Raw genomic sequence first — 25,713 nt, 5'->3', positions numbered from 1 at the left:
GGTTCGGTCGCTATCGGCGGCTTCTGACCCAAAGAAGACACTGAGGGCTCGCTTCGACAGGCCACTCCGGCTCGCGCGCGACCAAAATAATTCAGTCTTCCGAGCGCAGGGCCGCCTCGACGCGCTGGATCAGCCGCTCCCGCATGTCAGGCATGGCCCCGCCGAGCAGGAGGAAGACGCGGACGATCGGCAAATAGGGCTGCATCGCCGCCGTCAGCGCCGCTGGGGCTATGCCGGCCAGCCGCGCATACTCCGCCTGCAGAACCGAATTGACCGTGGCCCGCTCCGGATCGTCGGCGTGTTCGGGGCCAATCTCGGCAAGCAGGACTTGGCACTGTGCAATCTCGTAGGCGGCGGGCGCACGAGCCGCGCCGAGCCAGTCGATCAGTCTCGGACCCTGCGGCTGGCTGTCCCAACTCCAACTCCCACCTTGAAGGTGACAAATTTTCAGACATTGAGAAGAGCGGACGAAAGCTGTTGCATGACGTCGGAGTGCACTAATGAGCCCTTCTGGAGCTTTGATCGCGATCCTGCCGTGTAATGACCTTGGTGCGTCGGAACGGTTCTACAATCGGCTGGGCTTTGCGCGCCCGGACAGCGAAAGGCCTGCTCCGGGAGAGCCCGACACCTATCGCATGCTGTCGAACGGCAAGGGCGGATATTTACATCTGACGGACGCGGTCGAGGGATGGCTAACGCCGGGCAGAAACCCTTTTGGGCTTTATCTATACCTCGAGAGTGTTGATGCTGCGGCGCGCGAATTTCAGCAATCACCCGAAGACAAGCCGTGGGGGATGTACGAATTTGCGATCTCTGACCCAGATGAAACGTTGGTCCGTGTCGGTTGGCCAAGCCGTCTCCGCGCCGGAGCGCAATAATTCGTCCGCACTGGCCCTTGGCTGACATGACCAAGTGCGGCTCGTTTGTCCGCTACCGAGGCTGATGCGGACATTCGTCGGCAGGCGGATTTCTGGCTACACGCCCTGGATCGAGGTGCGTGCCGAAGCATCATGGCAAAAACCAGCTTCGTAGGATGGGTGGAGCGAAGCGATACCCGTCAACCTTGTGCTGCGCGGTGGGATGATGGGTATCGCTGCGCTCCACCCATCCTACAGACTGCGCGCGCGTTACGGCATCGCGCTGGAGCACGTCTACGCGCACAACTGGATCGACTTCAAGGATGCCCGCTACTGCGAAGGCTGCGCGCTCGCGACCATGGCGCGGCGGTGCGGTGAGTAGGATAGCGCTCGTTCAGATCGGCTGCGCCATCCAGCGGAAGAACCGGCCGATCGCGCCGGGCGGCCGCGCCACCTCCGGCTCATCGGGCCGTTCGGCCGCGAGGAAGCGGTCAGAGATGTAGGCCAGGAACTGCATGTCGTTCGGCTCGGTGACGGTGAAGCTCTCGCCGTCGGTGAACACGGTGTAGTCGTAGAAGAACGGTCCGACGAACGGCATCGCCGCCGGCGCGGCCGAGTCCTTCGAGAACACGAAGTCGGCGGGCTCGAGACCGCCCTCGGTCATCGCCCGCTCCAGTGCGGGCAGCTTGCTCGTGAACTCGGCGGAGAAGCCGCCGACGGTCGATTGCAGTGTGATCGGCATCACAACCTCGCATCCGCGCCCGCCCCCGTGGCGATCGCTTCCTGATTGGTCGATCGAGGGGGAGCGGAGGTTCGTGGGCGTCGGCGAAGCGCGTGCTGAAAATCACGCCCAAACAAAAAAGCCGGCGTTGCCGCCGGCTTTCGCGTCTCTTGGTTCGACTCCGCGCGTTAGTGCGCGGCTCCGAGAGCAGCTTTCCGACGGGCAATCGTGCCCTTGACGGCGGGCTACACCTTCTCCAACGCGCGGGACGACTGGATCGACTTCAAGGACGCCCGCTACTGCGAGGGCTGCGCTCGCGGCAGTGGGGCGAGTGGGGCGCGTACTCCATCAAAATCCGGGAGGCCCGCTTTCGGAGACGAAGCAGAAACCCGATCCGACCTCAGGCATATCGCCTTCTGACCCATCTCGGACACTGGACCTATCGGACATTGGCCCACTTTTCTGCTAAGCTGGCCCTTGATTTTCCGGTCCGAGGTGCGTCTTGAGCAACGAGCGCGTGGAACGGCGACTGGCAGCGGTGCTGGCGGCGGATGTTGCGGGATATAGTCGGCTGATGGGGGCCGACGAAGAAGAGACGCTGGCCCGGCTAAAGGCTGTAAGGAAGACCACCGTTGACCCCACCATAGCCTCGCATCGAGGCCACATGGTCAAGACGACCGGTGACGGCATGCTGATCGAGTTCGCCAGCGCCGTCGATGCGGTGCGCGGTGCAGTTGAAATCCAGCGCAGTGTGGCCGAGCAGAATGCCGGCGTGCCGCCCGATCAAAGGATCGAATTCCGGATCGGTATTCATGTCGGTGACGTCATTTTTGATGACAACGACATCTTCGGCGATGGTGTCAACATTGCCGCCCGCCTTGAGAGTATCGCCGAACCGGGCGGGATCTGCATGTCCGATGATGCTTATCGGCAGGTGCGGGGCAAAGTTGAAATTGCCTATGATGACATAGGACAGCAGTCCCTCAAAAACATTGCCGAGCCTATGCGGGCGTGGCGGGTTCGGCCGTCTGGTCAAACCCCTTCCGAAGTAAGATCAGGTTCGGCTGTGAGCCAGCCTCCGGTGCTCTCGCTTCCCGACAAACCATCCATCGCCGTGCTGCCGTTCCAGAACATGAGCGGCGATCCCGAGCAGGAATATTTCGCTGATGGGCTCACAGAAGATATTATAACAGAACTGGCCCATACCAGCACGATGTCGGTAATCGCTCGCAACTCGACATTTGTCTACAAGGGCAAGGCTGTCGACGTGAAGCAGGTTGGACGCGACCTCGGTACCCGTTACGTGCTTGAGGGCAGCGTCCGGCGCATAGACCGACGTGTTCGTGTCACTGCGCAGCTAGTCGAGACCGCAATGGGGCGCCACCTATGGGCCGAGAAATACGACCGCGATCTCGCTGACATCTTTGAAATACAGGACGAAATCACGCGCAGCGTCGTGGGCTCGACCCAATGTCAAGTTGTCTTTAGCGAAGGGGTTCTGGCTGAACGAAGCGAGAGACCGGATTTTCGCACGTGGGATCTCGCCAAGCGCGGGTGGAAGGAAATTTACGGGCTGACGTCGGAAAGCATCGCAAGAGCGCGCGAAATCGGGGTCGAAGTCACGCGCATCGATCCATCATTTGCGAAGGGTCATCAGCTTCTTGCTGCTGCGACATATCATTTGGCGTTGATGGGCTTTTCCAGCAACCCACGGGAAATGCTTGAGGCAGCTCTGCAGTCAGCCCAACAAGCGATCCGGCTCGATGATGCCGATGAATATTCGTATTGGATGCTGGGCGGTATTCTGGGTCAGGGTCTTGGGTACCATGACAAGGCCATCGCGGCCTATCGACGAGCCCTTGAGCTCAATCCAAATTTCTTGATTGCTTTTGGCAGTCTCGGCACGGTGCTTGCCCTCGCTGGACGGGCAGAAGAGAGTATCCAAAATTCGGAGACATGCCTCAGATTGAACCCGCGCGAACCGGGCAACTTTTTCCGCTTCTCTGGGCTTGCGCTGGCATATTTTGTTGCCCAGAACTACGTCAAAGCTCGCGAGTGGTCCGAAAAAGCCGTGCAACGTAAGCGAGACTGGTGGCAAGGCCATGCCCTTCTTGCCGTTAGCTTTGCGCTGCTCGGCGAGCAAGATGCGGCGCGCGCGGCGATCGGTGATTGGCTTCTCGCGATCCCGAGCGCAACCGTGAGCAATTTGCCACCAATACCATTCAGAAATGCAACGGACGCGGAACGTTTCCGAGACGCCCTTCGCAAGGCGGGTCTCCCGGAATGACGCAATAATCACCTCCAGCTAGAGTTGTGAAAGTCCACTCCTGGGCCCTTAGCGGACATGGCCAAGAGTGCCTCTTTTGTCCGCTCCTGAGGCTAATGCGGACATTCGTCGGCAGGCGGATCTACGGGCAATCCTAGATCGACGTGCGCCGAAGCATCATGCCAAAAACCAGCCTATCCTACAGACAAAACAAAAAAGCCGGCGCTGCCGCCGGCTTTCGTGTTTCGCTTTCGCGTCTCTTGGCTCGTTCGCCGCGCGGTTAGTGCGCGGCTTCGAGAGCTGCTTCCTGCCGGGCAATCGTGCCCTTGACGGCCGACTGCACCTTCTCGAACGCGCGGACCTCGATCTGCCGCACGCGCTCGCGCGACACGCCGAACTCGGCGGCGAGGTCTTCCAGCGTCATCGGCTCATCCGCCAGGCGCCGCGCCTCGAAGATGCGGCGTTCGCGCGGGTTGAGCACGCCGATCGCACCGTTCAGGGCCTGGCGGCGATGATCGAACTCCTCGCTCTCGGCCATCACGGCCTCGGCGTTGGGCGAGTTGTCGACCAGCCAGTCCTGCCATTCGCCGGCTTCGCCGTCGTCGCGGATCGGGGCGTTGAGCGACGCGTCACCGCCGAGGCGGCGGTTCATGTCGACCACGTCCTGATCGGTCACGCCGAGGCGCTTGGCAATCAGCTTCACCTGGTCGGGGTGGAGATCACCCTCTTCCAGAGCGGAGATCTTGCTCTTCGCCTTGCGCAGGTTGAAGAACAGCTTCTTCTGGTTCGCGGTGGTGCCCATCTTCACGAGCGACCAGGAACGCAGAATGTACTCTTGTATTGACGCCTTGATCCACCACATGGCGTAGGTGGCGAGACGGAAGCCCTTCTCGGGCTCGAATCGCTTCACCGCCTGCATCAGGCCGACATTGCCTTCCGAGACCACCTCGGAGATCGGCAAGCCGTAGCCGCGATAGCCCATGGCGATCTTGGCCACGAGCCTGAGATGGCTGGTGACGAGCTTATGCGCCGCGTCGCGATCGTCATGCTCGCGCCAACGCTTGGCGAGCATGTACTCCTGCTGGGGCTCCAGCATGGGGAACTTGCGGATCTCGGCGAGGTATCTGGAAAGACCGGATTCTCCATTGAGAACCGGTAACGTAGCTGTACGGGCCATTACTTGCGCCCTCCAGTGGTTCAGGCCCCCGATAGCGGCGGGCCCGGCAGGTGGCCGCTGGGTTAAAGCCGGCCATGCTGCGATGTTCCGCGTTGGATATTCAACGCAGGTGCAACATACACCAAACTGTCCGTGATAGGGAAGGATTGCTGACGTCACGTCCCCGTGTGGCAGGTATAACCTGTTGTCATAACGAGGCTTTTCATCAGGGGGTGCGTCATACCGCCGCTTCCAGCGCCCTTTGCAGGAGAAGCAAATCCTCCGGCAAAGGCTGTTCCCAGCGCAAAAGTTCCCCGGTCCGGGGGTGCTCCAAAGCCAGCAGATAGGCGTGCAGGGCCTGCCGGTCGAGGGCGGTGAGTGCGTCCTTACCTTCCGCGCTGAGCTGCCCGGCCTTGGTCTTGAAGTGGGCGCCGTAAACGCTGTCGCCCATCAGCGGATGACCGAGATGTGCGAGGTGCACCCGGATCTGATGGGTCCGGCCGGTCTCGAGCTGGCAAGCCAGCAGCGAAGCGACCGGCTTGCCGTCGCGGCCGGCAAAGCTCTGCCGCACCTCGAAATGCGTGATCGCCTCGCGGCCGCTCTGACGGACGGCCATCTTCTCGCGGGCGTACGGATGGCGGTCGATCGGCGCGTCGATGGTGCCGTGAGGCCGGTTCGGCACGCCCCAGGCGAACGCCATGTAGCCGCGCTCCATCGGGCCGGTGCGGCCATGGTCGGCGAACTGCGCGGTCAGCGACTGATGGGCGTGGTCGTTCTTGGCGACCACCATCAGGCCCGTGGTGTCCTTGTCGAGCCGGTGCACGATGCCCGGCCGCTTGACCCCGCCGATGCCGGAGAGGCTGCTGCCGCAATGCGCGATCAGCGCGTTGACCAGCGTTCCCGTGGCGTGGCCGGCCGCGGGGTGCACGACCAGGCCGCGGGGCTTGTCGATGACGATGATGTCGTCGTCCTCGAACACGATATCGAGCGCGATATCCTCACCCTTCGGCTCGGCGGGCGCGGCCTCCGGCACGTCGATTATGATCGTATCGCCCTTGGCGACATGATAAGCGGGGTCGCGGACGACGGCGTCCTTGACGGTCACGGAACCGGCGAGGATCAGCGCCTTCAGCCGGGACCGCGACAGCTCCGGGATGCGCTGCGCGAGCACGCGGTCAAGCCGGGCCGAGCCCTCGTCGCCCGCGACGATGACCTCCAGCTTCCGACCGCCATTCGAAGAGACTTCTTGCAAAGATATAGAGCCTTGTGATGACCGACACCGCTGTGACCGAACCGACCCCCGACCAGGCCGCGCTGATCGCGCGGGTGCGGCGCATGATGCTGATCGCGGGGCTGACCTCGGCACTGGCCGTGGCCGTCGTGTTGATCGCCATCGGCTACCGCCTTTATCGCAGCGAGGGAAGCCCTGTTTCGGTGTCCGACGTCACTGCTGCGCTGCCGAAGGGCGCCCGCATCGTCTCCACCGGCGTCGCCGGCGAGCGGTTGGTGCTGACGCTTGATATAGGCGGTGCAACAGAGATTCGCACATTTGATGCAAAGACGCTGAAACCTGTCGGCAGGCTGACCTTCGTCAACGAACCCTGATCGACGCAACCGCGAAGCGGCGCAGTTAAATCAACCAAAAGCTGTAGCGTATTTTTTGCGCATGCGTTCGTGCATCGAGAAGGTGTGCCGCCATCTTTTCGGCTGAGTTGCACGCTCAGCTTGCGCCATGTCGGAGTCCAACCCCAGCGCTTCCGTCGAACAGACCAGTGAGTCCGATGCGTCGGGCTCGTGCGCCGACCCGACGCGCCGCGCGGTGTTGACCGCGCTCGCGGGTTGCGCCTGCCTTGCCGCGATCGAGCCTGCATCCGCCGACGACGAAGATCAGCCTGGCGCCAGTGAGCGACCGCAAAAGGCCGACCTCCTGGTGCGGGCCGAAGGCGACAAGGCCGGCGAGGTCATCAAGTCGGATGATCTGACGCTCGGTGGACCGCCCATTCGCGCCTGGCCGAAGGATCCGAAATCCTCCGTCGTCCGCAAAGGTTCGCGGCTCAATGAGGTCGTGCTGGTCAAGCTCGATCCGAACGAACTGGACGATGCGACGCGTGCCCGCGCGCCTGACGGCATCGTCTGCTACTCCATCATCTGCTCGCATGCCGGATGTCCGATCACCGCCTGGGTGAAGGAAGAGCAGGGCGACAGGAACGTCCTGAAATGCCTCTGTCACAACTCCGAATACGACCCGCGGCAGAATGCGCAAGTCGTGTTCGGGCCGGCGCCACGTCGCCTCGCGGCATTGCCGCTGACGGTGGCCGACGGCGCGATCACGGTCGCAGCGCCATTCGTTGGGAAGGTGGGTGCTCAGCAAGGAGGATGAGGCCACACCGGGATTTCTGCATGACCTAAGCTGAAAAAACAAAACAGAGCAGGGAGGTAGCATCTCATGACAAGCAAGCAGTGGTTACTGTCGGGTTGCGTCGCATTCACGTGTCTCGTCTCGACCTACGCCGTCGCAGGGCCGATCGAAAACTACAGTCCGGTGACGTCAGCGCGTCTCGAAAATCCCGAACCCGGCAACTGGATGCTCTATCGCCGGACCTATGACGGACAGGGTTATAGTCCGCTCAATCAGATCAACACCTCCAACGTCAAGGACCTCAAGCCGGTCTGGACTTTCTCCACCGGTGTGATCGAGGGCCATGAGGCGCCGCCGATCGTCAACAATGGCGTGATGTTCGCCGCGACCCCGATGGGGCAGGTGATCGCACTCAACGCCAAGACCGGCGAGGAATATTGGCGCTACAAGCGCCAGCTTCCCGACGATCTGTTCCAGTTGCACCCGACCAGCCGTGGCGTCGGCCTGTGGCAGGACAAGGTCTACTTTGCCACGACCGACGACCACGTCGTGGCGCTCGACGCCAAGACCGGCAAGGTGGTCTGGGACACCAAGGTCCAGGACTACAAGAAGGGGCAATATTTGACGCTGATGCCGCTGGTGGTCGACGGCAAGGTGATCGTGGGCGGCTCCGGCGGCGAGTTCGGCGTGCGCGGCTATGTCGTCGCCTACGATGCCGACAGCGGCAAGGAGCTCTGGCGCACCTTCACCATCCCCGGCGAAGGCGAGCCCGGCCATGAGACCTGGACCGGCGACGACTGGAAGTCGGGCGGTGGATCGGCCTGGATGACCGGCGTCTACGACAGGGACAACAAGACGATCCTCTGGGGCGTCGGCAACGCCGCACCGTGGCCGGGCTCGGCTCACGCTGGCGACAACCTCTACACCAGCTCCGTGATCGGCCTCGATCCCGAGACCGGCAAGATCAAGAAGCACTTCCAGTATCACCAGAACGATTCCTGGGACTGGGACGAGGTCGATGCGCCGATGCTGGTCGACCTGCAGCGTGACGGGCGTTCGTTCAAGAGCCTGATCCACCCGGGTCGCGACGCGATCTTCTGGGTGCTCGAGAACAAGCCCGACAAGATCAACTACGTGTCCGGCTGGCCGTTCGTGAAGACCAATGTCTGGAAAGGCATCGAGGCCGAGACCGGCCGGCCGATCGTCGATCCCGACCACAAGCCGGTGATCGGAAAGCGCGTCGAGTTCTGCCCGTCGCTGTGGGGCGGCAAGGATTGGCCGTCGGCGGCGTACAGCCAGAGCACCAAGCTCGTCTATGTTCCCGCCAACGAGAATTTCTGTGGCGGCTTCACAGGCGAGAAGCAACCGCTGGTTCCCGGCCAGCTCTGGCTCGGTACCAAGCCCGAAGACATCGGACTGACGCCGGCACCGAACGCCGATCATTTCGGCGAGTTGCAGGCATGGGATCCGGCCACCGGCAAGAAGGTCTGGCAGCACGACTTCAAGACCTCGCAGCTGTTCGGATCGGTGACGGCGACCGCAGGCGACCTTGTTCTGGCCGGCGGCACCAACGACCGGATGTTCCGCATCTTCAATGCCAAGACCGGCGAGCTGTTGTGGGAGCAGAAGACCAACTCCGGCATCATGGCGATGCCGATGTCCTATGAGGTCGATGGAACGCAATACATCGCGGTCCAGTCGGGCTGGGGCGTCGACGCGCAGCGCATCCAGGACGCGCTTGCCGGCAAGGTCGCGGGCTTCGAGAACAACGTGCCGCAAGGCGGCGTGATCTGGGTGTTCGCGCTCAACAAGAAGTAGCGCGCGACCAAAGCGCGATGAGATCAGGTTGAATCGTCATCGCGCTTTGGATTCTTGTTTAAGCATGATCTTTTCGGAAAACCGCTTCGCACTTTTCCGGATCATGCTCTTGAGCTTCGGTTCTGATCAGAACCGAAGCTCTGGCTTTCTGTTTTGACGCGTTTTCTTCACCCGAAGCGGTGTCCACTTCGCTCGAAAACGCTTTAGCAGACAGGGGGCGATGCGATCGGGAAGCGGCGGCTGGGGAGACCGCCGCTTCCCGGTCGGCTTCCTGCTACTTGTTCCCGCTACTTGCCCTTGGTGTCGACCTTCTGCTTCTCGTCCTCGTTCATTTTCTTGATCATGGGATCACGGCTGGCCTCGCCGGTGGCTTGGCCGGTGGTCGCTGGCGGCCCATTGCTTGGAACCGAACTCTGGTCGGGCAGCACCTTGGCCGGACGCGTTGCCGTAGTGCTCGGCGGCGACGCTGACTGTGCGAACGTCTGCGCGGCAAAAAGAAAGACGCCCGCGGACAGGGTTGCCGCGAGCGTCCCGAATTTTTGAAGTGGGGTTCTCATCAATCTGCTCCTGTCAGATCGATGAGAACTTCCCGTCTTGCCTAACGTTCCTCAGGTCTCAAGCTGCTTGCCGATCGGAAGGGCGCGGATGCGCTTTCCGGTCGCGGCGAAGATCGCGTTGATCAATGCCGGTGCAAACGGCGGCACGCCGGGCTCGCCGACGCCGCTCGGCGGGGTGTCCGGACCGGGCGGCACGATGTGGACATTGGTGATCGCAGGCGACTCGTCCATCCGGATCACCGGGAAGTCGTCGAAATTGCTCTGCTGCACCTTGCCGTCCTTGAAGCTGATCTCGCCGTATTTGGCGAGGCTCAGCCCCATGATCGCGGCGCCTTCGATCTGCGAGTGGATCCGCTCCGGGTTGACGTAAGTGCCACAATCGATCGCGGTATCGACCCGCGGCACCGTGAACTTGCCCTTGTCGTCGATCGCCACCTCGACGATGGTCGCGATGTAGCTGACGAAGGAGCGGTGCACGGCGATGCCGAGACCATGGCCTTTTGGCACGCTGCGTCCCCACTCGCCCTTTTCCGCGACCAGCTCGACCACCTTGCGTAGCCGCGCGGTGTCGATCGGGTAGCTGTCATAGGGCTCGCCGTAGTTCCAGAGGTCCTTCACCGAATCGAGTTTGACGATCCGGGGGCTCCCGATCAGCTCCAGCAGCATGTCCTTCGGGTCGCGCCCCGTCGCCTGCGCGATCTCCGCCACCATGGATTGCACCGCGAAGGCGCGCGGGATGTTGGAGACCGAGCGGAACCAGCCGATACGCGTGAACGCGGTGGCTTCCGGGTTCTCGCACTGGATGTTGGCGATCTCGAACGGCATGTCGACCAGCCCCATCCCGAGCTCGAACGCCGCCTCGTGATTGGCGCCGGCGGCGAAGGTCGAGGCGATGGTCGGCGCCACGCTGCGGTGCCGCCACGCAGTCACCTTGCCGCTCTTGTCGAGGCCAGCCTCGATGCGTTCGACCGAGACCGTGTGCAGGAAACCGTTGTGGACGTCGTCCTCACGGGTCCATTGCACCTTGACCGGCGCGCCGAGTTCCTTCGACAGCAGTGCCGCCTCGAGCGCGAAGTCGCATTTCGACTTGCGGCCGAAGCCGCCGCCGAGCAGCGTCACGTTGACGGTGACATTGTCCTCGGGGATGCCGAGCGTCTTGGCGACGTCCTCGCGGGTGCCGCCGGGGCTCTGCACCGGCGCCCAGATCTGGGCCTTGTCGCCCTTGACGTCGGCAACCGCGACCGGCGGCTCCATGCTGACATGGGCGAGATGCGGCAGATAATATTCGCCGGTGATCACCTTGTCGGCGCTCTTCAGGGCAGCATCGACGTCGCCCTCCTTGCGCACCACGAGGCCCGGCTTGCGCGCGGCCTCTTCGAGTGACGCACGATAGGTGACGGAGTCGTACTTGGCATTGGCGCCGTCGTCCCAGACGATTTTCAGCTGGTCGCGGCCCTTGATCGCGGCGCCGGTGTTGCGCGCGATCACAGCCACGCCGCCGAGCGGCTGGAACTTGGATGGCCACGGCCAGCCCTTGACCTCCATCACCTTCTCGACGCCGGGGATCTTCATCGCCGCGCTGTCGTCGAACGACTTGAGCTTGCCGCCGGTGACCGGCGGGCGGGCGATGACCGCGTATTTCAGGCCCGGCAGCCGGATATCGGCGCCGTAATGCGCCTTGCCGGTGGTGATGTCGTGCAGGTCGACGATCGAGACCTGGCCCTTGCCGAGATAGCGGAAGTCCTTCGGATCCTTCAGCTTGAGGCCCTCGATGCTCGGCACCGACTGCTTGGCGGCGTCGGCGGCGAGTTCGCCGAAGCCGGCCTTGCGGCCGCTCGCGCTGTGGACGACCTCGTGGTTCTGCGCCTTCACCTCGGTCACCGGCACGCCCCATTTCTTGGCGGCGGCGGCTTCCAGCATGGAGCGCGCCGAGGCGCCGATCTGGCGCATCGGGATCAGATAGTGCCGCGTGCTGCGCGACCCGTCGGTGTCCTGGTTGCCGAACTTGACCTCGTCGCCATGCGCCTGCTGGACATGGACGCGCGACCAGTCGGCCTCCATCTCCTCGGCGACGATCAGGGGCAGGCTGGTGCGGACGCCGGTGCCCATCTCGGAGCGGTGTGCCACGATGGTGACGATGCCGTCGGGGGCGATCGCGACGAACACGCGCGGGTCGACCACGACGCCATGCGGCATCTTGCCGGCGCCGGTCTCATAGGCGGCGAACGCCTGGCGCGTCATCACGGGCGCGGCGAGCACGAAAGAGCCGGCGATGCCGAGCCCCTTGAGGATGCTGCGGCGCGAAACGTTCTCGACCTTCACGTGCTTCTCGAAGCCGCGAAGCTTGCCCGGATTGGTGCGAATGTTCATGTCACACCCCCGTCGATGCGAGGTGCACGGCATTCTCGATCCGCTGGTAGCAGCCGCAGCGGCAGATATTGCCCGCCATGGCTTCGCGGATCTGGTCGTGGTTGGGCTTCGGGTTCTGGTCCAGCAGCGCTGCCGCCTGCATGATCTGGCCGGCCTGGCAGAAGCCGCACTGCGGAACATTGACCTGGCGCCATGCCTTCTGCACCGGATGATCGCCGCTCGGGTGCAGCCCCTCGATGGTGGTGACCTCGCGGCCGACGACGTCGGAAACCGAGGTGATGCAGGCGCGCACCGCCTCCTTGTCGACGATCACGGTGCAGGCGCCGCACAGGGCCTGGCCGCAGCCGAACTTGGTGCCGGTGAGGCCGGCTTCGTCACGGAGATACCAGAGTAGCGAAAGGTCGGGGTCGCCATCCCAATTCTGTTCCTGGCCGTTGATTTTTAGCTTGATCATGGTCTGTCCTCGCTCTGCTTAAGCTATTGACCGATGCGGGCAGGGCGGAACGTCTTCCATGGCCTGCGGCCGCGATGATGTTTGTTTTGCCAAGATGTTGGTGAGCCAAATTGCCGTGCGCCAAGGATTTGCGCTTTGTTCCAAGCACTCCTCTTGCTTCTCGAGCGCCTTGCCGGGCGCGCAGCGTGGTGAATGGCTGCGATGTTAGCAGAGCCGGGCGCCGCGTGACTTCACAGGCAAGTGTTTTGCATTTCCGTTTGGCGAAAGCAGGGCCGTGCACGCTGCAGGCATGACATCCGGAGGTGGCCATCATGCGATCGGCGCGACCGCATCGCTGGGTCCGTGCAGGCGAGCCGCGCCGGGGGCGCCCTCATGGCAGGGCGTTTTGGGGCTGCTTCCGCGGGAAATAGCGGCCCGGCGCGTAAAGCATGGCCGACAAAATCCCCACCGCAATGCACAAGCCATCTTGCGGCAGGCCGATTTCAAGGCTATTGCCTTCCCCCTCAACGCTCCCTTCGTCTAGCGGTTAGGACGCGGCCCTCTCAAGGCTGAAACAGGGGTTCGATTCCCCTAGGGAGCGCCAGCAAACTCAGGCACTTAGGTAGCCATTAGCCGAGTTCGTTGAATAATGGTTGAATAAGACGCTGGTGATCAGCGGCGAACGCTTGCGGAATTTGCTGCCGACATTTGCCAAATAGCCTCGGCGCGATGCCTCACCGTGGCTGGCGCATTCGCGAAAAATTTTCGCGTCGCTCCTTGATATCCGGAAATATTCAAACCGCCGCTGACGTGCGCTGTCGTACGCGAGCGCCCTCGGCTGTTCGCATTGACGTTGTTCGTCGCACAATCAACTCTTGTCCCGTCGAGCTTTCTGCGAATAGGAGGTCCACGTGAGATACAATCGACGAGAGAAAACTGGCGGACAACAGTCGCAAGTCAGTCTATCCGCCCCGAAAGCCGCAGAACGGAGCACGATGCCATTCGCCCAGCGGCTCACCTGCACGATTGACGATGCATGCGAAGTGACCGGCTTGGGACGCACGAAGCTTTACGAGTTGATCGGAACTGGGCGTATCGTCACGACAACGATAGGACGTCGGCGACTAGTAGTGGTGCGCTCACTTCTGGCGCTCCTTGACACCAGCATGTCGAACTAATGGTCGTGCGACTGAAGGGAGCACCCACTTTGAACGCGCTTTTCCTCAGGCGCTCATTTTGATAGCACGACCCTGTTCACTTAGCCGGTCGAGCTCGTCCGCCCACCACTGTGCCGTCTGTTGCTCTATATTCGCGCGGAAGACTTTCACACATTGCCGCGCGTTCTGCTCCGATTAGCTCGACCACCCATTGCAACAAAGAGGGCGGGACCCGCATCCGGGCAAACCGGAGCGCGTTGAAGACGGCATCGGCGGTGGCGCCGTTACCCAATGCCGTCAGCACGGCGGGATGGGTGAGGACATCAAAAGAATTTCCAACGGTCAGGCGCGGATACCGTTCACCGCAGATTCGCGTAGCTTTCCGCTCGTCGATCAAGGTGATCGCTCCTTTCTCGACGCCGTAAGCGATTGTCGCGGCTTCGCCGTCGTCGAGGGTTGCCTCGCCCCGTCCGATCACCAGATCCTCGAAATGGAACTCGGTGAGATCGTCGAGTTTTGCAACGGAGATAAGACCTGCCGCGACAAGCTCGGCGACCAGTTGCCCGTCATTACGACCATTACGGCGGTCTTCGAGGAGTTCTCCCTGCGCAACATCCGTAATGATGAAAGGATTCGGAATCGCCTTCAAAATGCGTGGCCCGCAGGCCGTGGCATTCAGATTGATCACGGTACTCGCATCGATAACAACCGGCGCCGTGGGGTCAATCAGGCATGAGAGCCCCATCGGCTTCGCTCCCTTCTATTTCAAGGCCATCAAACATGCGCCGCAGCTCGACACGGTCCAGATGGAGCATACGGGCGAGTTGGCCTTCGCTCAGTATCCCGCGGCGCCAGGCTTCGCCGGCGAGGAGCCCGAGCCGCAGCGTCGTCGGCCTGTCCGCATCCACTTTATGAAGGTCGGGACCTGAAAGATCCCCCAATACCTGGGCGGCCTGCTGATCGCTAATGCTCCCGTTCGCCTGAAACCAATCCCACGTCCCGGACTTCGCCAGCTTGAGTTCTTCCAACCGCCTGACGATCGCTTCACGTGATACGCCGAAGAAATGTGCGAGCACGATGACATGCCGTCGGGTCAGTTTTTCCGATCCGACGGTAATCTCCTTGAATTTTTGCATGACCGCACGGGCAGGGGTCATGAAGGCTCTGCCGAAGGTGTTGGCGTAACGCTCCTCACGGGAGTTTTCAGTGACGCCCTCCTCCAGAACCTCCGGCTCCCGCCGCGTCGAAACCAAATGCCCCAGTTCGTGGGCTGCCGTTTGGGCGCGGCGATCGCGCGGGTGATTGCCGTTGAGAAGAATGCAGGCGCCGAGCGCTTCGTCGTAGGCGAACAGACCGGAAATTCCGCCATCGATGCGACGGATATAGACACGGACGCCGAGTTCAAGCTCCAGCAGCGTTACAATGTCAGAGATCGGACTCAATCCCAGACCGAGTCGCTGCCGCAAATCGAGAGCGTCCTGTTCGGCTTGGGCTCGCACGTCCCCCGGGAGAATAGGGCGCTCAGGCGGATAATTTCGAAAATGCTGGACTCCTAGAAGCCGTTCGAGCTCGGTCTCGGCCTTGGCTAAGCCTTCCAGCTTCTTGACAGCCGTTTCGACCGCATCGTCCTCTTGTTGGAACAGCTTGCGAAATTTCGGAGTAAGATTTGCTTGAACCGCTTCCTGCCGCATAAGCTCGTTGATGGACAGCTTATAGAAATTGGTAAGCCTGCGCAGTTCGTCGATACGGACTTTCCTCTGGCCTTGCTCGATCGAGATAAGAGTCGTTCTTGAGAGATCAGCCGCTTCCGCCGCCTCAGCCTGGGTGAACTTTGCGTTTTCACGCGCCTCGCGCAGCCGCTCACCGACTTCCGTCGGCGGCATGGTATCAAGCAGACTGGTCATTGTCGGCCCACTGAACAACAAACGACTGCGGTCCTAGTGAATTCATATAGGTTTTCCATTCTTTTTCGTGTTGGGAGAGCAGCCGGTCCAGTTTTATACGGATGGCTGCTTCCGACTCACCGAGGGCGCGTGCGAGCTGAAAGGCCGCGAGGTTGAGCGGCCGTCCTGCCGCACGCGACTGCTTTAAATACGCGAGGTGATCGAGATGCAACGTGCCTGCGATTGCATATTGCTTTTGAGCACGGGTCTTCTTGTCGAAGCCTTTAGCGACTCCTGCATCGAAGGTCGGTGCAGAGAGATTTTCCCAGACATACGTATCGGCGGGCTCCTCAAGATCAGCTGCATGAACGCTCAGGCGGCGCAGCATGCAGGCGGCGCAAATACCGCATTGGCGCCGGTGATTGTTGACCGACACATGGCGGTTATCCTGCCAGCACGATCTCGTTTTCGACCACTCGACGTTTTTCCCGCCGCTCAGCGCCATGTAAGCTTTGAGCGTCTCTCCTTTGGTAAACCACAGGCGCGGGAATACGAACGCGATGTCACAGCCGAGAAGTGCTTTAAAAAACGCCGTCATGTACTTCATGAACCGGGGATGGTTGCGGTAATCCTCATAAGCCTGACCGACGGGCACGAGCGTTGGGCCGAGCGCTCCCTGTCCACTCTCCGGAACGATGACCTTGCCGGCTTTGGCAAAATACGCGGCCGATCCGCTCAGCACAGCAAATTTGAAGCCACGCGACCGGGCGGTCGATTCGATAAAATGAGATGCGCCGGGCTTCACCTGGTACGGCAACGTCATGAAAGGCTGCTTTCGTCCAAACGAGTCTTTTGGGTGGTCTTTCTTCTTTGATCCGAGGCGGACACGCACCAGCCGGCTGCCGTATTCTTCCGCCATCAGCGCGCCGACCGCGCGGGAATCGAGTCCATCGCTGAACGGAATGACCGCCTCGGCTCCGGTATCGAGATAGAATAGTTCCTGTGCCGGTTCGAGGGCGGGCTTCCTACGCTTTATGAAGGTGACTTTCCACTGATCTCCGGTCAGGAGTTCGAGCGCATCATGCAGAGTGTCGGATACGTTCTTTTGGTTCCAGACATCGGGATCATGCACGGGCAGGCGCAGCTCAAAAGCGCGTCCCCATCCCAAGGCCGGGCGGCGCCGTACGCGGTCACAGAATTCAACGGATGCCGCGAGCAGCATCAGGTCGAATACGACCGGCTCCCATTTTGCGAAGAAATATGCGGCAAGATTATGCGTCTTGAAAATGAGATTGCTTCCGATCTCGCAGGGAATCCGGCCTGCGCGCGCGCGTCCGCCCTCTTCGTGCACGTCCACTTGAATTGCGGGCAGTTCGTCATCGTTCATGGCAGCCTCACACCGTCGTCAATTCCTTGCTGCTTGATCAAGTGCGGCTGGGCGGCAGCAGCGTCCAATCCCGACAGGCGGCGGGCGAGGCCCGCGATCGGAGCGCTCGCGACCGCCTCCTCCATGCGATTTCTGACGCGGGTCGCCGTCGTTTCGGGGCTTTGCTTGCGCAGATAATGTTCTTCCACTTGCCGCGGCCCCCGCGCCGCGCGGTCGCGCAATGCGTTCTCGACACCGTCGTTAACCGCGTCGATGCCGAGCTTTCCATTCGAAACGGATTGTATGACGTGATCGACGACCAAGCGTCGCATTGGGTATCCGGCCGAGAGATCCCGTCGCGCAGCTTCGAGTTCGACTGATTTATTCTGTCCGAACATGTCGGTCTGCTGGGCATCACCCAGGATCGCGCGGATGGCGCGGACGACCTCGCCGCAGCCTTCATCACGCCACGTCTCTTCCAGTGCAGGGACGACACGCCCGGCGATCTGATCAGGCTCGAATGCGTCTTTGTGCGCCCATTCCGCAAACTTCTTCCAGGCGGGCGTCATGTTCAAACTTTTGTACGGACCATCACTCATAGCGATTCATGTCAAAAATATAATATAAAAAATCCAACAATGTCAAATACGGAGATTGTGCCCCCTATTCGCCGCTATAATTGCGGAGAATAATCTTGCGGATGCGGCGAATGATCCCCATAATCACCGCAAGAGGTGCGGAGAATGCCGAAATACATCTATGAACGTTCAGATTGGCCCGACTTCCGATGGAATCACGAGGCCCTCGCTCAGCAACTGGCCGCAGTACGTCACCGGCAAGGACGGCTAATCGGCCGCATGCAGGCGCTTGGTTTCCCGTTACGGGAAGAGGCGGTCTTGAAAACACTGACCGAGGACGTTCTTAAATCCAGTGAGATTGAAGGCGAGATTCTAGACAAGGATCAAGTCCGGTCGTCCATCGCCCGGCGCCTGGGGATGGACGCCGGCGCGCTCCCGCAAGCCGACCGCAACGTCGACGGCGTCGTCGAGATGATGCTCGATGCCACGCAGCGATTCAAAGAACCGCTCACCGACGAGCGATTATTCGGCTGGCACGGGGCGCTCTTTCCGACCGGGCGCAGTGGCTTAAGCAAAATCAAAGTCGGCGCATGGCGAGACGAGGCATCCGGTCCCATGCAGGTCCTCTCCGGCCCGTATGGTCGCGAGAAGGTCCATTACGAAGCCCCCGGCGCTGACCGGATCGATCATGACATGAAGGCCTTTCTCGCCTGGTACAATGCTGACGACAAACTCGACCCGGTTATCAAGGCCGCGCTTGCCCATCTGTGGTTTGTGACCATCCATCCGTTCGACGACGGCAATGGGCGGATTGCACGCGCGATTGCCGACATGTCGCTCGCGCGATCGGAGGATAGTCCGCAGCGATTCTACAGCATGTCGGCGCAGATCCGTATGGAGCGGAATACCTATTACGACATGCTCGAAGCCACGCAGAAAGGTGACCTCGATGTCACCCAGTGGCTTGAATGGTTTCTCGCATGCCTGGATCGGGCGTTCGACGGCGCTGAAGCGGTTCTGGCAAATGTCTTCCACAAAGCGGAGTTTTGGAAGAGATACGCACAAGCGCCGCTCAACAAACGTCAGCGCGATATTCTCAACCGCCTCCTCGACGGATTCGAGGGCAAGCTGACATCGTCCAAATATGCCAAGATCGAAAAGTGTTCGGCCGACACGGCATTACGCGACATCAGCGAGTTGGTCGATCGCGGCATCCTTACGAAAGACGAGGGGGGCGGCCGCAGTACTAGCTATTCGCTAACAGATACCCAACCGACAGAGATGTCATGACCACGAAACGCACGGTTGCACAGCTTCTGTCCGACTATGCGTCGATCCTTGATGAATTGCGGGATCGGAAGATCGTTCGCAGTTCCAACAATCCACTCAGCGACTATGCCGAATTGTTGTTTTGCAATGCCTATGACTGGGCGCGCGAGGGAAATTCCGCATCCGGGCACGACGCGACTGATGCACTCGGAGTGCGTTATCAGATCAAGGCTCGCCGCATCACCCCGCACAATCGGTCGCGCCAACTCAGCGCAATCCGAAATCTAGATAAGGGTCCGTTCGATTTTCTGGCGGGGCTTCTCGTGGATCAAACTTTTCAGGTCGTGCGCGCAGCTCTTATACCCGTTTCAGTCGTGAGACATGCGTCAGATCACGTTGTTCATACAAATAGCTGGAAATTTCTGCTGAGGGACGATGTTTGGAAGATGGATGGCGTGCTTGACGTCACTGATAAAGTTCGGAATGCAGCTGCCGAGCTCAATACTCTCGACTGAGGAACCTCGCGTGACAAGACCTCCACCGATTTCGTATTTTCACATGTCCGGGGATATTTATGCGCCCGATCAATTGATCGTCGCGAACGGCAAGGAAAAGCTGCCCGACGAATTCGAGGGGCCACTGGAAAAATATCGGCCAATACACCTTCAGCCAAGACGCGGGTTTGTCTATTGCCGGCCAGATAAAGACTTCAGTCGGTGCGGCATCGTCAATGCCAAATATATCTACCGGGTCGATCCTGAAGGAGTTGTAATCCATGACCTCGCCTGGATCGGCGACATGCAGATGGCGCTGCTTAAGGAGAAATACCCGGGGAAGTTTAATCGTTTTCCCGACTGGTCAGAAGAACTGGTTCAATCGTGTTGCGAGGGATATTGGAGCGACGCTTCGACAGCATCGCCAGTCTGGGAATATCTCTTCCCGTCGGTTCGCGTCGTCGAAGTGGTTTCACATCAATTGATAGCGCCCTCAGCTACCAAGGGAGGGTGGCCTCCATAGCAAGCCGGTAAGTCCAAAATGTCAGAACGCTCCGTACCATTGCTCGCCATATGGCGATTTGAAGCATAAGCCCCAGTTCTGCCGCCAGCCAAGCTTGCGGCCTTACTGTGCCAGCTGCCCGACTCTGCATATCGTGAGCCATTCTATGTCTAAATCTAACGACACATCGCCAACACCAGTCTTCGCTTTCGCAGATGAATTACAGAGCTCAGGGCAGCATTGCGCAACGATTGCTCGCGCAAAAGCCCAGGACTTCTTTCTGCGCGGCTTTGTGCCGGAGGTCGACGACCCAACGGCCACCGTCACTTTCATTTTCTTCGAGGGAAAACCTACGCAGTAACCGCCGGCCATGTCATTGATGTATTCAAGGCTGCGGCGATCGAGGACGGTTGCGATCCAGAAGGATACTTCGTGCCGGTGGCACCGGGCGTGCCCATCGGACCTCCATTCGTTCGACCGCCCGGAAATTGGCCGACGCCCGACCCGGATATTGCCCTCCGCCCTATCGATCCAGATCTGCCCGCACGCATTGGGAAGAAGGCGTTCGGACTTGTTCAATCCAGAGTTTCCAGTACCCTATGCCCTGGCTGTCGGTTTCCCGACTGCGGCGAAGGAAAAGCGATCCCCAAGGAGAACGTTTAGCCTTGATTGGCGTGCAGGCGGCAGCCGAGGGCGTCGGTTCTCCTGATAGCGACCAAGTACAGTTTTGGAGCGAGATTCCTGACCGGCCGCTGATCAGCCAATTAAGTGGAAAGGAAGGGATTCATGCATGAGCGGCGTAGCCGATCAAGACTTTCGGCGAACATTCGTCGGCGCGACCTGTTACGGGGCGGCATCCTTCGGATCGCTGTCGAACCAGCACAAGGAGGTCGTTCTTGATCCGGCTCGTTTGCGGCTGGCTGGGCGGCAGCTTTTGCCATGACGCGCGCTCCTCGAGATGGCGTTTGGGCATTTGACGATTTCCATCCTGGAGCGGAACTAGAGCGAAGAGGCTACTTATCAAGTTCGGGTCGTCATCAGAGAACCGTTTGCCCCGAATAGCCCAACTGCTCCAGACGGTGAAGTCGCAACGTTGAAGTCGAGCGGTCCGCAAGTAATCATGCAATAATCGTAAGCCGAGCGCTGATCATTTCCCATTAGAAACTGATAATGGATCTGCATAAAGTTGAACCGATGGCGTCGGAAGCGGATAGGGCTTACCATTGAGTGTATTTGGACGCGCCGAATCTTTGGATGGACTCCTGAATGGTCTCGACTGATACGTTTCAGAGTGACAGGGTCGAAACGATAGAAGCTGATCGCGTCATCTCGTGCTTGGTATTCGACCCAGTCGATGGCAGCCGTTCCGGCCACAAGTTGCGCCGCTTCCCGTATTTGGCCGCCCATCGGATGCAACGACAATTTAGGGATAGTGGCGCCCACTGTAAGAATGCATAGCTTTGGTCCGCGCGTTTCGAGCAGAGGATCCAATTTTAGCGCGCGCGCTACCGCCGCTATTGAGAGCGCAGCGCCAAGGGAATGGCCTACAATCAGAATTTCATCAACTTCTGCGGCCCGAGCTGCTTTTGATATCAGCTCCGCAAAATCGCTGAGCCGCCTGTCAAGTTCGCGTTTTTGCCCGTGAAGAAATTGAAGGGAGAAAATGGCATCGTCGAGAATGTGGTTTATCCGACGCTTTGGTCCAATCCAGAGCATCGAGATGACGAAGATGGCAAGCGATAGAAGAATTCCAAGCAGTAATTCTTCTACCCAAAATGTTGGGCGTATGAACCTGATCACCAGATATGATAACCCAGCGCTGCAAAATGCGATCAACAGTAAACAGCAATACGGAAAGATGAAGAAGAGGGCATATTTCCAGCTTGCGATAGCATATTTAAATAATGTTCCCGTTACGATGAAGTCGAATAGGGCTTTCACGGACTGAACGAGACGAGGCACGAGCCCGACTCCCGAATCGCATCGAATGAGATCATCCCAGCGCAGTATTTCGAAGGTGACGTAAGTTTTCCAGTTCGGCCCCCATGCCTCCAAGTTACACGAGGCATTGATTGCAGATGTGTTCGAGATTTCCGACAGCCGTGAAGAAGCGCCCCAAATCTTATCGAAGCTCGACAGCGAGCGGCGTAAGCGATCAACCTGCTCTTTTGGGGTGATTGGATCGTAGCCGCCGATGTGGAAGACGTGCCGTCGTTGAATCATTTAACAACTCGAAGTCTGCATTGAAGGTTGCCGCTCATTCTGGAAAAGCGAAACGTATATACACTTTACTCCAGAACCGCTGCGACGTTGATCGGGATCCGTGGTGAGCCTGATATGGACGATGGTTAAATTACCACTCCAGCTGCGAGGTGGCACTCATTGATATTAGCCTTGGTCAAAAAAGCGCACAGGACAGGCCCTAGGCCACTTCGGAGGCCATTGTTACGATTTACAAGTTGATTTAATGCGACTGGAAGTGGACGAGGCGTCCTGAAATGGAAAGCGCGTTACAGCGCGGCACTGGATGCGCCGTCCTGACGCTCCTTTTTGCAAGCAGCTCGCTTTTGAGCGGCGGGCTCAGGCGACGCCCGGAATTTCGGTTGCGATGTTCGGGATGTAAACGGCAACCACTTTAACATCGACAAAAGCCCGGCGCTGCATACCATGGTGATACGAAAGATAAGGGCAATCGGCCCCCGCTGTTGCGCGCCCACGAAAACACCCGAGTCTTTCGAACTCAGTTTTACCTGCGGCCCGAGCGACCAATTCTTAGCACGACGCCCAAAAGACAGTTGGAAGGTGGGGTTTGATATAGCATTTGATGCTTTGGGTTACGTCTCTGTTGGGCCCGGTGTCCGTGTTGTTTCTCTTTAGCAATTCGGGCCGGGGAGGCAGTCATTGACGACGTTTAGACAATTCTCATTGGCTATAGCCATATGCATGCTGGCAACCGTGTGTGCCGCCTTCACAAAGCCGATTCATATCGTAGCGGTCGGCGCAAGCAACACGCAAGGTTGATACGTTGGAGAGCAAGACGCTTACCCAGCTAAGTTAGAAGCCCTGCCGAGAGCGAAGGGCGTCAACGCGACCGTCGTCAATGCCGGCGTTCCCTTCGATACCACGGCTGGTATGCTCAAGCGCATTGATAACGCCGTTCCAACGGGAACCGACATCGTAATCTTGCAGCCTGGAGGCAATGATAGGCGCTTTTTTGTTACGAAGGAGCAGCGGGCGGCCAATGTCGCGGCGATGGAGCGGCGGCTGTGTGATCGCGCCATCAAAAGCATCGTGTATGACGAAGAGATTCCTTCTCAGTATTATGCTTTTGACTTCATTCACCTCACGGCTGACGGTCATGCTTTCATAGCGTCGCAGTTACTCCCGCGAGTGCTGGCGACCGTAGACCGAAGAGCCATGGTGGCTTCGCCGCGGGCGAAATAGAAATAGTTTTGTCATGGCAACCGGTCCGGCGCTCGCAATCCTGTCGATCGCGGACTTTTAGCTGGATCCAGGGAAGCTAACAAAGAGCGTCTTCGTAGATGTCTTTCTCAACGGGTGCTATTTGAGAAAACTCGAGCAAGAGCTCGACCAATGCTCTCATAACCATCCTCTGCTTTGTGCTATTCGCCCCAAAGAGAGCGAACGAACGCGGCGACGCACCAGCCTTGGATACCGCCGGACGTGCTGCCAATTAATCAGTGGAAACGACCGGCAACCCTTGTATGATCCCTCTCTGGACCTCTCCAGATCAAATCTCAGACGTTCGCTAAGGATGGCGCCGTTTCGATGGTCGGCAAAGATGGCGCGCGAGCGAAACAAGCGCTCGGCACACGGTGACACCTGGCATTGCCAAATTCGTGTTTGTGATGATGGCGGTCGGTTGGTATCTCGTCCGCTACAAATACACGCGTCGTGCTCGCCGTGAAAAGGTCGCGACGAGCGCCCGAGGTCTTCGCGAAAACACCCTGCTGCTGATATCGCTTACGGGTCTTGGTATTGTGCCATTCATCTACATTGTAACCGCCATACCTCACTTCGCATCGTACGCCTTCCGGCCAGCTCAAGCGTGGCTGGGCGTTTTCCTGGCGGTTGCGGCGCTGATCATGTTTCGGCTAACCCATCGAGCTCTTGGTCGGAATTGGTCGTTAAGTCTCGACGTGCGGGAAAACCATCGCCTGATCACAGACGGGATTTATCGAGAAAGTCGGCACCCCATGTATTCCGCATTCTGGCTTTGGGCTGTCGCTCAGGCATTGCTTATGCCGAATTTGGTAGCCGGTTTCGCTGGCTTGATCGGATTTGGGACATTGTTTTTCGGCCGGGTTGCCAGAGAAGAACAGATGATGCTGGAAACGTTCGGCGACGAGTATCGCGAGTATATGGCGCGGACCGGACGCATTATACCGAGGCTGTTCTGAGCTGGCTGTACGAGATCGGTCTCGCCCGTCCAATATCCAACGCCACGTAAAGTAATCGCTCCGTGTCGTTTTTGTCACATCCGGCAGAGAAACGACCGCACGAGCGCCAGCTTTGATACAGCGTTAATTGCGCCGTAGCCGTTGGAAGGTTAGGTGTTTGTGCTCGGCTACATGAAGGATGGGCAAGTGCGCTCATTCCTCGTGAAGGGCGATACGGTGGCCCTTAAGGAAGAACTTGTCCGTCAAGGCAGCCTTACTCCGGAATGCCAAATTCCTTCGCAACACGCGCCGCGATCTCGTGCGGATCGTGAGCACCCGACTTGTCGATCTCGATTACCTTGCGAGCCACAATGTCGGAAACAGGGTCATTGCGATCAACAAGGTGTAGCGACTTTAGGCTGAACGTGAAGGCGCGGTTGAGTCTTTCAACCTCTTCGGGACTAATCTTGCCACCCTTCAATAGCCGATTGATCGGCATTGTCGCCCTCCCTAGCCAAGGTTCCTTTTTAGCTGAAAACTGAAGGGCCGCGCATTGAAATCGACGTACGCACGCGCGCAAATAAGTAGCGGTGCCTACGTCATCGCGGCGCTCTCCCGCTGAAGGCGATTCGCAGGGCGGCGAGAGCTTCGCGCTGAGACTTCAGGAACAGGGGAAGGGCGGGAAAAGTTGAGACTCAATGAAAACTCCATGAAGGATATCTCACAGCTATCAATAGACTGGGCGACCGCCTTGACAGCTTTCTCCTTCAGTTTGTCAAAAGGCCAGACTGAGGCTGCTCATATCGCCAAAATAAGGCCCGGTAAATCTTCATAGCCTAGGAGACGCTCAATCCTGGTAGGTGCGTCGCAGTTCGGTTTTGGCGATAGTGCCTCATCTCGCAGACTCATTGCGCGATACCGTCACTCGTAAGGGAGCAGAATCATGTCCAGACTTCAGGGGACGTATGTGAACGACAACATCGGAGCGAAGCTTGTAATTTCACAGGCTAACGATTCGAACGGCCAGATCGCTGCTGCTTCGATCAGCTATAATGGCCATAACTATCCTGCGACCGGCCACTACCACTTCAAGAACAGCACTGGCCCAACCACGGTAGCGGTTCTAACCGGTCTGGACGATGACACTGGCTATGTCGCCTTATCCTTGACCGCCGAAAACCAGGAATTCAAACGTCTGGAGAGCTTCGGTGGGCTCGTTAATTTCAATGCCGAAACTATCGGCCTCGGTGGCGCCTTCATTCGCCAATAACGCAGACTGGATGTGGCTTTAGGAGTCACGCAGCCACGTTCGGCTTTGTGGGCTATGGGGGCGGAACGGAAGACTTCACCGCGCGGCCGAACCATATAGGCGCCGCTCTCTTTGTCGGGATTGCCTGCGAACCTAGAATCACCAGGTTCGCAGGCATCGCAGCAACCCATTTTTTCAATGACCTGATTATTTGGTGATGAGCGAAACCTTCGAAGGCTGGACACGCGAGCAGGACGAGATCTTCTGGCATTTGGTAA

General features: G+C 59.3%; 26 protein-coding genes, 1 tRNA gene and 1 pseudogene. 14 read left to right on the top strand and 14 right to left on the bottom strand.

Translation table 11 applies throughout. From position 1 onward, the window contains the following. Nucleotides 1-500 precede the first annotated feature (500 nt). Both K359_RS59680 and K359_RS59675 read left to right on the top strand, forming a co-directional pair. Nucleotides 501-878, top strand: coding sequence for a VOC family protein (locus K359_RS59680; protein WP_084518692.1), 378 nt, complete (start codon nt 501-503; stop codon nt 876-878). Nucleotides 879-1,116: 238 nt separating this feature from the next. Next, nucleotides 1,117-1,239, top strand: a pseudogene (locus tag K359_RS59675) (N-acetylmuramoyl-L-alanine amidase); the annotation flags it as partial. A 12-nt stretch (nt 1,240-1,251) separates the two neighbouring features. Here K359_RS59675 and K359_RS0140995 read toward each other — a convergent pair. Next, nucleotides 1,252-1,599 carry a hypothetical protein gene (locus tag K359_RS0140995; protein ID WP_029084392.1) on the bottom strand — a complete coding sequence of 116 codons (348 nt, stop codon included), beginning with the start codon at nt 1,597-1,599 and terminating at the stop codon, nt 1,252-1,254. 481 nt (nt 1,600-2,080) lie between these two features. Here K359_RS0140995 and K359_RS54780 point away from each other — a divergent pair, with 481 nt between their 5' ends. Then, nucleotides 2,081-3,865, top strand: coding sequence for an adenylate/guanylate cyclase domain-containing protein (locus K359_RS54780; RefSeq protein ID WP_084518691.1), 1,785 nt, complete (start codon nt 2,081-2,083; stop codon nt 3,863-3,865). A 259-nt stretch (nt 3,866-4,124) separates the two neighbouring features. Here K359_RS54780 and rpoH read toward each other — a convergent pair whose 3' ends face one another. Further along, a complete protein-coding gene (rpoH, locus tag K359_RS0140980; RefSeq protein ID WP_029084390.1) occupies nt 4,125-5,021 on the bottom strand; it encodes an RNA polymerase sigma factor RpoH in 897 nt (298 codons plus the stop codon). Between the two features lie 217 nt (nt 5,022-5,238). Continuing rightward, entirely contained in the window at nt 5,239-6,219 is a 981-nt protein-coding gene (locus tag K359_RS0140975) for an RluA family pseudouridine synthase (RefSeq protein WP_029084389.1), read from the bottom strand. 50 nt (nt 6,220-6,269) lie between these two features. On the opposite strand from K359_RS0140975, the gene K359_RS0140970 reads away from it, so the two are divergent. The 3 genes from K359_RS0140970 (at nt 6,270) to K359_RS0140960 (ending at nt 9,177) form a co-directional block, all read left to right on the top strand. Beyond that, the gene (locus tag K359_RS0140970; RefSeq protein ID WP_029084388.1) at nt 6,270-6,605 is read left to right on the top strand and encodes a hypothetical protein; all 336 of its coding nucleotides are present in this window, start codon (nt 6,270-6,272) and stop codon (nt 6,603-6,605) included. 127 nt (nt 6,606-6,732) lie between these two features. After that, on the top strand, nt 6,733-7,380 hold the full coding sequence (locus K359_RS0140965) for a ubiquinol-cytochrome c reductase iron-sulfur subunit (protein WP_029084387.1): 648 nt from the start codon (nt 6,733-6,735) through the stop codon (nt 7,378-7,380). Between the two features lie 66 nt (nt 7,381-7,446). Further along, nucleotides 7,447-9,177, top strand: coding sequence for a methanol/ethanol family PQQ-dependent dehydrogenase (locus K359_RS0140960; protein WP_029084386.1), 1,731 nt, complete (start codon nt 7,447-7,449; stop codon nt 9,175-9,177). A 287-nt stretch (nt 9,178-9,464) separates the two neighbouring features. On the opposite strand, the gene K359_RS0140955 is transcribed toward K359_RS0140960, so the two are convergent. The 3 genes from K359_RS0140955 to K359_RS0140945 are packed head-to-tail and all read right to left on the bottom strand — an operon-like array spanning nt 9,465 to nt 12,558. Then, the gene (locus tag K359_RS0140955) at nt 9,465-9,734 is read right to left on the bottom strand and encodes a hypothetical protein (RefSeq protein WP_029084385.1); all 270 of its coding nucleotides are present in this window, start codon (nt 9,732-9,734) and stop codon (nt 9,465-9,467) included. A gap of 51 nt (nt 9,735-9,785) precedes the next feature. Next, a complete protein-coding gene (locus tag K359_RS0140950) occupies nt 9,786-12,104 on the bottom strand; it encodes a molybdopterin cofactor-binding domain-containing protein (protein WP_029084384.1) in 2,319 nt (772 codons plus the stop codon). Nucleotide 12,105: 1 nt separating this feature from the next. Further along, nucleotides 12,106-12,558: a (2Fe-2S)-binding protein gene (locus K359_RS0140945; RefSeq protein ID WP_029084383.1), complete on the bottom strand. Its 453-nt coding sequence runs from the start codon at nt 12,556-12,558 to the stop codon at nt 12,106-12,108. 508 nt (nt 12,559-13,066) lie between these two features. On the opposite strand from K359_RS0140945, the gene K359_RS0140940 reads away from it, so the two are divergent. Beyond that, nucleotides 13,067-13,141, top strand: a tRNA-Glu gene (locus tag K359_RS0140940). A gap of 391 nt (nt 13,142-13,532) precedes the next feature. Further along, the gene (locus tag K359_RS66400; RefSeq protein ID WP_029084382.1) at nt 13,533-13,715 is read left to right on the top strand and encodes a helix-turn-helix domain-containing protein; all 183 of its coding nucleotides are present in this window, start codon (nt 13,533-13,535) and stop codon (nt 13,713-13,715) included. A gap of 76 nt (nt 13,716-13,791) precedes the next feature. Here the strand turns inward: K359_RS66400 and K359_RS54775 are convergent, their stop codons facing one another. From K359_RS54775 to K359_RS0140915, 4 genes are read right to left on the bottom strand one after another with little or no spacing between them, the layout of a single operon-like run. Then, nucleotides 13,792-14,439, bottom strand: a complete 648-nt coding sequence (locus K359_RS54775; protein WP_051346686.1) for a hypothetical protein — start codon at nt 14,437-14,439, stop codon at nt 13,792-13,794. Next, a complete protein-coding gene (locus K359_RS0140925; RefSeq protein WP_029084381.1) occupies nt 14,417-15,598 on the bottom strand; it encodes an ImmA/IrrE family metallo-endopeptidase in 1,182 nt (393 codons plus the stop codon). The genes K359_RS54775 and K359_RS0140925 overlap by 23 nt, the downstream gene beginning before the upstream one ends. Then, the gene (locus tag K359_RS0140920) at nt 15,582-16,964 is read right to left on the bottom strand and encodes a 7-cyano-7-deazaguanine synthase (protein ID WP_029084380.1); all 1,383 of its coding nucleotides are present in this window, start codon (nt 16,962-16,964) and stop codon (nt 15,582-15,584) included. Before K359_RS0140920 ends, K359_RS0140925 begins: the two co-directional genes overlap by 17 nt. Next, complete coding sequence (locus K359_RS0140915) at nt 16,961-17,542, bottom strand: hypothetical protein (protein WP_029084379.1); 582 nt, start codon at nt 17,540-17,542, stop codon at nt 16,961-16,963. The genes K359_RS0140920 and K359_RS0140915 overlap by 4 nt, the downstream gene beginning before the upstream one ends. Before the next feature lie 144 nt (nt 17,543-17,686). Here K359_RS0140915 and K359_RS0140910 point away from each other — a divergent pair, with 144 nt between their 5' ends. The 4 genes from K359_RS0140910 (at nt 17,687) to K359_RS65955 (ending at nt 20,580) form a co-directional block, all read left to right on the top strand. After that, nucleotides 17,687-18,811, top strand: a complete 1,125-nt coding sequence (locus tag K359_RS0140910; RefSeq protein WP_029084378.1) for a Fic family protein — start codon at nt 17,687-17,689, stop codon at nt 18,809-18,811. Next, the gene (locus tag K359_RS0140905; RefSeq protein WP_029084377.1) at nt 18,808-19,305 is read left to right on the top strand and encodes a hypothetical protein; all 498 of its coding nucleotides are present in this window, start codon (nt 18,808-18,810) and stop codon (nt 19,303-19,305) included. Before K359_RS0140910 ends, K359_RS0140905 begins: the two co-directional genes overlap by 4 nt. Before the next feature lie 43 nt (nt 19,306-19,348). Then, on the top strand, nt 19,349-19,807 hold the full coding sequence (locus K359_RS62190; RefSeq protein ID WP_156928951.1) for a hypothetical protein: 459 nt from the start codon (nt 19,349-19,351) through the stop codon (nt 19,805-19,807). Nucleotides 19,808-20,451: 644 nt separating this feature from the next. Further along, nucleotides 20,452-20,580, top strand: a complete 129-nt coding sequence (locus K359_RS65955) for a hypothetical protein (RefSeq protein WP_256375205.1) — start codon at nt 20,452-20,454, stop codon at nt 20,578-20,580. A 226-nt stretch (nt 20,581-20,806) separates the two neighbouring features. Here the strand turns inward: K359_RS65955 and K359_RS54770 are convergent, their stop codons facing one another. Next, on the bottom strand, nt 20,807-22,009 hold the full coding sequence (locus K359_RS54770; protein WP_051346685.1) for an alpha/beta hydrolase: 1,203 nt from the start codon (nt 22,007-22,009) through the stop codon (nt 20,807-20,809). 831 nt (nt 22,010-22,840) lie between these two features. Beyond that, entirely contained in the window at nt 22,841-23,146 is a 306-nt protein-coding gene (locus K359_RS62185) for a hypothetical protein (protein WP_156928950.1), read from the bottom strand. 476 nt (nt 23,147-23,622) lie between these two features. Here K359_RS62185 and K359_RS0140885 point away from each other — a divergent pair, with 476 nt between their 5' ends. Further along, on the top strand, nt 23,623-24,207 hold the full coding sequence (locus K359_RS0140885) for a protein-S-isoprenylcysteine O-methyltransferase (RefSeq protein WP_029084375.1): 585 nt from the start codon (nt 23,623-23,625) through the stop codon (nt 24,205-24,207). 253 nt (nt 24,208-24,460) lie between these two features. Here K359_RS0140885 and K359_RS54760 read toward each other — a convergent pair whose 3' ends face one another. After that, nucleotides 24,461-24,685: a hypothetical protein gene (locus tag K359_RS54760; protein WP_035977990.1), complete on the bottom strand. Its 225-nt coding sequence runs from the start codon at nt 24,683-24,685 to the stop codon at nt 24,461-24,463. A gap of 444 nt (nt 24,686-25,129) precedes the next feature. On the opposite strand from K359_RS54760, the gene K359_RS0140875 reads away from it, so the two are divergent. Then, nucleotides 25,130-25,456 (top strand): hypothetical protein, encoded by a 327-nt coding sequence (locus K359_RS0140875; protein ID WP_029084374.1) that lies wholly within the window; start codon nt 25,130-25,132, stop codon nt 25,454-25,456. Between the two features lie 52 nt (nt 25,457-25,508). Here the strand turns inward: K359_RS0140875 and K359_RS64050 are convergent. Further along, nucleotides 25,509-25,713 (bottom strand): hypothetical protein (locus tag K359_RS64050; RefSeq protein ID WP_210164115.1); only part of this gene is annotated, 205 nt, incomplete at its 5' end.

This window comes from Bradyrhizobium sp. th-b2, from assembly GCF_000426785.1.
GTDB lineage: Bacteria > Pseudomonadota > Alphaproteobacteria > Rhizobiales > Xanthobacteraceae > Bradyrhizobium > Bradyrhizobium septentrionale.
The sequence above is the reverse complement of the archived record's forward strand: the minus strand, read 5'-3'. Positions and strand labels throughout refer to the sequence as shown.